The following is a 7,422-nucleotide window of genomic DNA, read 5'->3' on the forward strand; positions in this document are numbered from 1 at the left end:
GACCTGGACGGCGGCGGGCGGCCCGTGGTGGGCCCGGATGAGGCGCGGCGGCGCATCGCCGGGCACTCCGGCCCGGACGCCCGCCCGCTGATCCGCCCCGACGCCCGCACCCCCGGCGTGTTCCGGGCGCTGCTCGGACTGACGGTCGCGTCCGCAGTCCTCTATGCCGCGTCGATCCTGCGCAACCTCCTCCCGGGCGCGGCCCAGGACATCGCGGACTCGCTGCCCGAGGGCGGCGCGCAGTCGCCCGCGATGACCGTCGACGCGATCGAGGGCGCTCTCACGGGCAGCGTCTGGTTCGCGACCCTGCTGGGCCTGGCGGTCTACGCGATCGTCCTCGTCGGCCTGACCCGGCACAGCAACACGGCGCGCATCATGGGCGCCCTGTTCGCCTCGATCGCCATCTTCGTGACTCTGCTGGGGACCATCCGCCTGTTCGTCTTCCCCGCCGGGGACGTCGTGCTGCCCCTGGTCCTGGGCGGGCTGTTCGCGCTCGTGAATGCGGCCTGGCTCGTGTGCGCCTTCAACCCGGGCCTCGCGACGACCTTCCTGCGCCGCCGGGCATGATGGGGGCATGCACCCCCTCGCCGACGATCCCCACGACGCGACGGACCGCGACTCCGCCCTCGACCGCGCGGCCCTGCGTCCCCTGCGCCTGTTCCAGACCGTCACGGCCGTCACGGGCGCACTGAGCGCGGCCGGCGTGGGGGGCGTACTGGCGCTGCAGTCGGCGCCCGGCTACGCCCGTGCCGTGCTGGAGGCGCGCTCCTGGGGCGCGAGCGAGGTCACCGACGCCGACGTCGCCGCGTTCCTCACCCCGGCGGGGGCGTGGCCGGTGGCCGCCGCGGCGGTGGTCGTCCTGACCCTGGTGCTCCTGGCCGGCATCACGCGTCGGATCCGGGCGGTGCGCCCCGTGGGCAGCGTGTTCGTGGTGCTGGGGATGCTCACGGCGGCCTTCTGGATGGTCGACGGCGGGCGGATGGTGCAGGCCGGGGGAGGGGGCCCCCGTCCCCACGCCGAGGCCCGCAGACACGCCGCTACGCCGGGCCGGTGACGGCGCGTCTGCGGGCCTCGGCGGGAGGGGCACCCCTCCACGACGACGGCGGCCCGCCTCCTCGAGGTGAGGAGACGGGCTGCCGTCGTGGTGCGGGGGATCAGAACTGGCGGGCCAGGATGGCCTGCTTCACCTCGGCGATCGCCTTGGTCACCTGGATGCCGCGGGGGCACGCGTCGGTGCAGTTGAAGGTCGTGCGGCAGCGCCACACGCCCTCCTTGTCGTTCAGGATCTCCAGGCGCATGTCACCGGCCTCGTCACGCGAGTCGAAGATGAACCGGTGCGCGTTGACGATGGCGGCCGGGCCGAAGTACTGGCCGTCCGTCCAGAACACCGGGCAGGACGAGGTGCACGCGGCGCACAGGATGCACTTCGTGGTGTCGTCGTAGATCGCCCGGTCGGCCTGGGACTGGTAGCGCTCCTTGGTGGGCGCGTGGCCCTCGGCGACCAGGAACGGCATGATCTCGCGGTAGGACTGGAAGAACGGGTCCATGTCCACGATCAGGTCCTTCTCCACCGGCAGGCCCTTGATGGGCTCCACCAGGATGGGCTTGGACAGGTCGAGGTCCTTCAGGAGCGTCTTGCAGGCCAGCCGGTTGCGGCCGTTGATGCGCATGGCGTCGGAGCCGCACACGCCGTGGGCGCAGGAGCGGCGGAACGACAGGGTGCCGTCATGGTCCCACTTGACCTTGTGCAGGGCGTCCAGCACGCGGTCGGTGCCGTACATGGTCAGGCGCCACTCGTCCCAGTAGGACTCCTCGGAGGACTCCGGGAGGTAGCGGCGGACCTTGAGCACGATGTCGAAGCTCTCGACCTCGCCTGCGCCGCCGCCGGCGGACTGGGTCTGCGCCTGGGCCACGGGGGCCTCGGTCTCGGTTGCTGAGTGGCTCATCAGTACTTACGCTCCATCGGCTGGTAACGGGTCACGACGACGGGCTTGGTCTCGAAGCGGATGCCCTTGACGCCCTCCATCTCCGCGGTCTCGTCACGGTAGATCATGGTGTGCGCCATGAAGTTCTCGTCGTCGCGGTCGGGGTAGTCCTCGCGGTAGTGGCCGCCGCGGGACTCCTTGCGGCCCAGGGCCGCGAGGGTCATCGCCTCGGCGATGTCCAGGAGGTAGCCCAGCTCCATGCCCTCGAGCAGGTCGAGGTTGAAGCGGTGGCCCTTGTCCTGGACGGACACGTTCTCGTAGCGCCCGCGCAGCTCCTCGATCTTGGCCAGTGCGCGGCGGATCGAGTCCTCGTCGCGGAAGACCTGCATGTCCGCGTCCATCGACTCCTGGAGCTCGGCGCGGATGTCCGCGACGCGCTCGGAGCCGGTGGCGGAGCGCAGGTTCTCGATGTGCTCCACGGTCGGCAGCTCGCCGCCCTCGGGCAGCTCCACCCAGTCCGCCTGCGCGGCGTACTCGGCGGCGTAGATGCCGGCGCGGCGGCCGAACACGTTGATGTCCAGCAGCGAGTTGGTGCCCAGGCGGTTGGACCCGTGCACGGACACGCAGGCCACCTCACCGGCGGCGTACAGGCCCGGCACGACGGTGTCGTTGTCCTGGAGGACCTCGGCCTTGATGTTCGTGGGGATGCCGCCCATGAAGTAGTGGCAGGTGGGGAACACCGGCACCGGCTCCGTGTAGGGCTCGACGCCCAGGTACGTGCGGGCGAACTCGGTGATGTCCGGGAGCTTCTCGTCGATGTGCGAGGGCTCCAGGTGCGTCAGGTCGAGCAGCACGTAGTCCTTGTTGGGGCCGGCGCCGCGGCCCTGACGGACCTCCTCGGCCATGGACCGGGCCACGATGTCGCGCGGGGCGAGGTCCTTGATGGTGGGGGCGTAGCGCTCCATGAAGCGCTCGCCGTCCGCGTTGCGGAGGATGCCGCCCTCGCCGCGTGCGGCCTCGGAGAGCAGGATGCCCAGGCCGGCCAGGCCGGTCGGGTGGAACTGCACGAACTCCATGTCCTCGAGCGGCAGGCCCGCGCGGTAGGCGATGGCCATGCCGTCGCCGGTGAGGGTGTGGGCGTTCGAGGTGGTCTTGTACACCTTGCCGGCGCCGCCGGTGGCGAAGATGACCGACTTGGCCTGGAAGACGTGGATCTCGCCGGTGGCCAGCTCGTAGGAGACGACGCCGGCGGTGCGCTTCTGCTTGTAGGCGGTGCCGTCCTCGCGCACGGCGTCCTCCTCCACCAGCAGCAGGTCGAGCACGTAGAACTCGTTGAAGAACTCCACGTTGTGCTTGACGCAGTTCTGGTACAGCGTCTGGAGGATCATGTGGCCGGTGCGGTCCGCGGCGTAGCAGGCGCGGCGCACGGGCGCCTTGCCGTGGTCACGGGTGTGGCCGCCGAAGCGGCGCTGGTCGATCTTGCCCTCGGGGGTGCGGTTGAAGGGCAGGCCCATCTTCTCGAGGTCCAGCACCGCGTCGATGGCCTCCTTGGCCATGACCTCCGCGGCGTCCTGGTCCACCAGGTAGTCGCCGCCCTTGACGGTGTCGAACGTGTGCCACTCCCAGTTGTCCTCCTCGACGTTGGCGAGGGCCGCGCACATGCCGCCCTGGGCCGCGCCGGTGTGGGAACGCGTGGGGTAGATCTTGGTGAGGACGGCGGTGTGCGCGCGCTGACCGGCCTCGATGGCCGCGCGCATGCCCGCGCCGCCGGCGCCGACGATCACCACGTCGTACTTGTGCACCTGCATTCAGGTCTCTCTTTCTGGGTGTCTGTGACGCGGCGGCCGCTCGGGCCGGCCGCACCGCAGGGTGAGCGTTTCCGAGGTCAGCCGCAGAAGGCCGGGGAGCCCTCGAGCAGGGCGCCGGAGGCGTCCACCATGCAGGGATCGAAGGTGAAGATCACCAGGGTGCCGAGGATGATGATCACGGCTGTGGCGATGTACAGGATCATCGTCAGCCAGAAGCGGGCGCTGCCGCGACGGGTGTAGTCGTTGATGATCGTGCGCACGCCGTTGGCGCCGTGCAGCATGGCCAGCCACAGGAGGGCCAGGTCCCAGAACTGCCACAGCGGGTGCGCCCACTTGCCGGCCACGAAGCCGAAGTCGATGGCGTGGATGCCGTCGCCCACCAGCAGGTTGGTGGTCAGGTGCACGGCGATCAGCACGACGAGGAAGACGCCCGAGATGCGCATGAACAGCCAGGCGAGCATCTCGAAGTTGCCGCGGCCGCCGCCGTCGCGCGTGTACTTGGGGTCCAGACGGCGGCTGCGGGGCGCCGCGATGGTGGTCTCAGCGGTGGTGCTCATGGCTCAGTGACCTCCGAGTGCGAGGCTGAAGTGACGGATGGCGAAGCCCAGGGTCAGGACGACCCACAGCCCCAGCACGATCCACAGCAGGGTCTTGTGGTGCTGGGTGCCGCCCTTCCAGAAGTCGACCAGGATGATGCGCAGGCCGTTCAGGGCGTGGAAGATGATCGCCGCGACGAGGCCGGCCTCGCCGAGCGCGAAGTACCACGTCTTGTACGAGCCGATCACGGCGTTGTAGGCCTCGGGGGAGACCCGGACCAGGGCCGTGTCCAGCACGTGGACGAGCAGGTAGAAGAAGATGACGACGCCGGTGACGCGGTGGCCCACCCAGGACCACATGCCGCCGTGGCCCCGGTACAGGGTTCCGCGGCCGTTCTTGGCCGGGGCCTGCGCAGTGGCGCTAGACACGGTTGATACCTCCAGGGGGAATGCACGATCCCGGTCCTCCGCCGTGGGACGACGACGGGCAGGGGCGTGTGCGAGTGGATTCCTCCGCCTAGGGTAGACCCTTCCCGCGCCTCCGTGCCCGATCGGGGACCCGGGCGACCACTGTGACGCGTGCGGCGCCCCGCCGCCGTCCTGTTCGGTCTGGGCTGTGCCCCGCCTGGGACGCGGCGAGTGGTCCCCCGTCCGGACGGTTCCGTAGTCTGGCCCGGTGAGCACCGATCCGAACCTGACCGATGCCCCGCGCGAGGCCGCGCCGGGCACGGCCCTGTCCCGCTTCCACGCCGTGATCCCCGCCGGGGGCGTGGGCACCCGCCTGTGGCCCCTCTCGCGGGCCGCCGCGCCGAAGTTCCTCCACGACCTCACCGGCTCGGGCCAGACCCTGATCCGTGCCACGTGGGACCGTCTGGCGCCCCTGGCCGCGGGCATGCTCGTGGTGACCGGGGAGGCCCACCGGGAGGCGGTGTGCACGCAGCTGCCGGCCCTGGCGGAGACGGATCTGGTGCTCGAGCCCTCGCCCAAGGACTCCGCGGCCGCCATCGGCCTGGCCGCGGCGATCCTCTCCCTGCGCGACCCGGACACGATCATGGGCTCGTTCGCGGCGGATCAGGTGATCTCCCCGGTGGAGGTCTTCCAGGACGCGGTGCGGCAGGCCGTCGAGACGGCGGCCACCGGCCGGATCGTGACCATCGGCATTGAGCCCACGCACGCGGCCACGGGCTTCGGCTACATCCGCCGGGGCCGCCGCCTCCGCGTGGCCGGCGCCCCGGACGCGTACGACGTCGCCGCGTTCGTGGAGAAGCCGGACCTGAAGGTCGCCCAGCAGTACGTGAAGTCCGGCCGCTACCTCTGGAACGCGGGCATGTTCGTGGCGCCCGTGGGCCTCATGCTGGCCCACCTCGAGGAGAACGAGCCCGCGCTGCACGCCGGCCTGATGGAGATCGCCCGCGCGTGGGAGACGCCGGAGCGGGACGAGGTCATGGCCCGGGTGTGGCCCGAGCTGACGAAGACCGCCATCGACTACGCCGTCGCCGAGCCCGCCGCCGCCGTCGGCGACGTGGCCGTGATCCCCGGCTCCTTCACGTGGGACGACGTGGGGGACTTCGCGGCGATCGCCCGCCTGAACCCGGTCAAGGACGCCTCCGGCATCACGGTGATCGGCGACACCCCGCGGGTGTACTCGGACGACGCGTCCGGCGTCGTGGTGACGGACACGAAGCGCGTCATCGCGCTGATCGGCATCGAGGACGTCGTCGTGGTGGACACCGAGGACGCGCTGCTGGTCACCACCACGGAGCACGCCCAGGAGGTCAAGAAGGCCGTCGAGGCGCTCAAGGCGGAGGGCGTGGACGAGGTCCTCTGACCGCGCCCTGGGCCGGGTCCGGCCCGCACCGACCGGCACCCCCGGAGTAGGGTGCTGGGCCATGACCACCTCCGACTCCGTGCTGACCGGGCCCCGTCCGACCTCCGTCCCCTCGGTGGGCCCCGTGGTGGCCGAGCTCGAGGACGAGATCGTGTCCTTCCGCCGGGACCTGCACCGGCATCCCGAGCTCTCCTATGAGGAGTACCGCACCACCGACCGCATCGTGGAGCTGCTCTCCGGCTACGGGCTCTCGCCCGTGCGGATGGAGTCCACGGGCGCCTACGTGGACGTCGGGGAGGGGCCGGTGGTGCTGGCCCTGCGCGCGGACATCGACGCGCTGCCGGTCGAGGAGGAGACCGGCCTGCCCTACGTGTCCGTCAATGACGGCGTCGCGCACGCGTGCGGCCACGACATGCACACCGCCGTCATGGCGGGTGTGGCCGTCGCCCTCGGCCGCATCCTCCGCGGGGCCACCGCCGACGCCGACCTGCGCGCGGCCGGCGAGCGGGTCCACGGCACGGTCCGCGTCATCTTCCAGCCCGCGGAGGAGCGGCTGCCCGGCGGCTCCCTGGCCGTGCTGCGCCAGGGGATCCTCGACGACGTGCCCCGCATCCTGGCGGCGCACTGCGACCCCCAGGTCGACGTCGGCTCGATCGGCACCCGCATCGGCGCCATCACCTCGGCGGCGGACACGATCCGGATCACCCTCACCGGACGCGGTGGGCACACCTCGCGGCCCCACCTCACCGAGGACATGGTCTTCGCCCTGTCCCAGATCGCCGTGAACGTGCCCGCCGTGCTCTCCCGGCGGATCGACGTGCGCTCGGCCGTCTCCGTGGTGTGGGGGCAGATCGCCGCCGGCAGCGCGCCCAACGCGATCGACAACACCGGCTACCTCGCCGGGACCATGCGCTGCCTCGACGCGGACGTGTGGGAGGAGGCCGGTGCGCTGCTCGACGAGGTGGTCCGACAGGTGGCCGCGCCGTACGGCGTGCACGTGCAGCTCGAGCACGTGCGCGGCGTCCCGCCGGTGCACAACACCGAGGGCGAGACGGCGCTGATCGAGACCGCGGCGCGGCGGGAGCTCGGCTCGCGGGCGATCGTCCTGACCCCGCAGTCGATGGGCGGCGAGGACTTCGCCTGGATGACCCAGAAGGTGCCCGGCTCCATGCTGCGCCTCGGCACCCGGTCCCCGGGTGGCCCCATCTACGATCTGCACCGCGGGGACTACGCGCCGGACGAGCGGGCCATCGGCGTGGGCATGCGGGTCTTCACCGCCGCCGCGCTGCAGGTGCTCACGGGCGAGGACCACCACTGACCCCACC

The 7,422-nt window shown here is 71.5% G+C and carries 8 protein-coding genes; 4 read left to right on the forward strand and 4 right to left on the reverse strand.

Annotated elements, in window-relative coordinates; genetic code table 11:
* Together J1M38_RS05645 and J1M38_RS05650 are read left to right on the forward strand one after the other, a co-directional pair.
* A partial coding sequence (locus J1M38_RS05645; protein WP_206501195.1) for a hypothetical protein occupies positions 1-567 on the forward strand: 567 nt, incomplete at its 5' end.
* Between the two features lie 7 nt (positions 568-574).
* A complete protein-coding gene (locus J1M38_RS05650; protein ID WP_206501196.1) occupies positions 575-1,054 on the forward strand; it encodes a hypothetical protein in 480 nt (159 codons plus the stop codon).
* A 100-nt stretch (positions 1,055-1,154) separates the two neighbouring features.
* Here J1M38_RS05650 and J1M38_RS05655 read toward each other — a convergent pair whose 3' ends face one another.
* From J1M38_RS05655 to sdhC, 4 genes are all read right to left on the reverse strand, one after another.
* Complete coding sequence (locus tag J1M38_RS05655; protein WP_036381948.1) at positions 1,155-1,946, reverse strand: succinate dehydrogenase iron-sulfur subunit; 792 nt, start codon at positions 1,944-1,946, stop codon at positions 1,155-1,157.
* Positions 1,946-3,733, reverse strand: a complete 1,788-nt coding sequence (gene sdhA, locus J1M38_RS05660; protein ID WP_069941877.1) for a succinate dehydrogenase flavoprotein subunit — start codon at positions 3,731-3,733, stop codon at positions 1,946-1,948. Before sdhA ends, J1M38_RS05655 begins: the two co-directional genes overlap by 1 nt.
* A gap of 77 nt (positions 3,734-3,810) precedes the next feature.
* Positions 3,811-4,290: a succinate dehydrogenase hydrophobic membrane anchor subunit gene (locus tag J1M38_RS05665; RefSeq protein WP_036314556.1), complete on the reverse strand. Its 480-nt coding sequence runs from the start codon at positions 4,288-4,290 to the stop codon at positions 3,811-3,813.
* A 3-nt stretch (positions 4,291-4,293) separates the two neighbouring features.
* Positions 4,294-4,698 (reverse strand): succinate dehydrogenase, cytochrome b556 subunit, encoded by a 405-nt coding sequence (sdhC, locus tag J1M38_RS05670; protein ID WP_078025777.1) that lies wholly within the window; start codon positions 4,696-4,698, stop codon positions 4,294-4,296.
* Between the two features lie 247 nt (positions 4,699-4,945).
* Between sdhC and J1M38_RS05675 the strand changes: the two genes are divergently transcribed.
* Entirely contained in the window at positions 4,946-6,097 is a 1,152-nt protein-coding gene (locus J1M38_RS05675) for a mannose-1-phosphate guanylyltransferase (protein WP_052520022.1), read from the forward strand.
* A gap of 61 nt (positions 6,098-6,158) precedes the next feature.
* Positions 6,159-7,415, forward strand: coding sequence for an amidohydrolase (locus J1M38_RS05680; RefSeq protein ID WP_061866929.1), 1,257 nt, complete (start codon positions 6,159-6,161; stop codon positions 7,413-7,415).
* Positions 7,416-7,422: the final 7 nt, after the last annotated feature.

The organism is Micrococcus sp. KRD070 (assembly GCF_017168435.1).
Classification (GTDB): domain Bacteria; phylum Actinomycetota; class Actinomycetes; order Actinomycetales; family Micrococcaceae; genus Micrococcus; species Micrococcus luteus.

Excerpts from the sequence above, each read along its gene's own strand:
- J1M38_RS05655 (WP_036381948.1), bottom strand. The coding sequence starts at position 1,946 with ATGAGCCACTCAGCAACCGAGACCGAGGCCCCCGTGGCCCAGGCGCAG.
- J1M38_RS05665 (WP_036314556.1), bottom strand. The coding sequence starts at position 4,290 with ATGAGCACCACCGCTGAGACCACCATCGCGGCGCCCCGCAGCCGCCGT.
- sdhA (WP_069941877.1), bottom strand. The coding sequence starts at position 3,733 with ATGCAGGTGCACAAGTACGACGTGGTGATCGTCGGCGCCGGCGGCGCG.
- J1M38_RS05680 (WP_061866929.1), top strand. The coding sequence starts at position 6,159 with ATGACCACCTCCGACTCCGTGCTGACCGGGCCCCGTCCGACCTCCGTC.
- J1M38_RS05650 (WP_206501196.1), top strand. The coding sequence starts at position 575 with ATGCACCCCCTCGCCGACGATCCCCACGACGCGACGGACCGCGACTCC.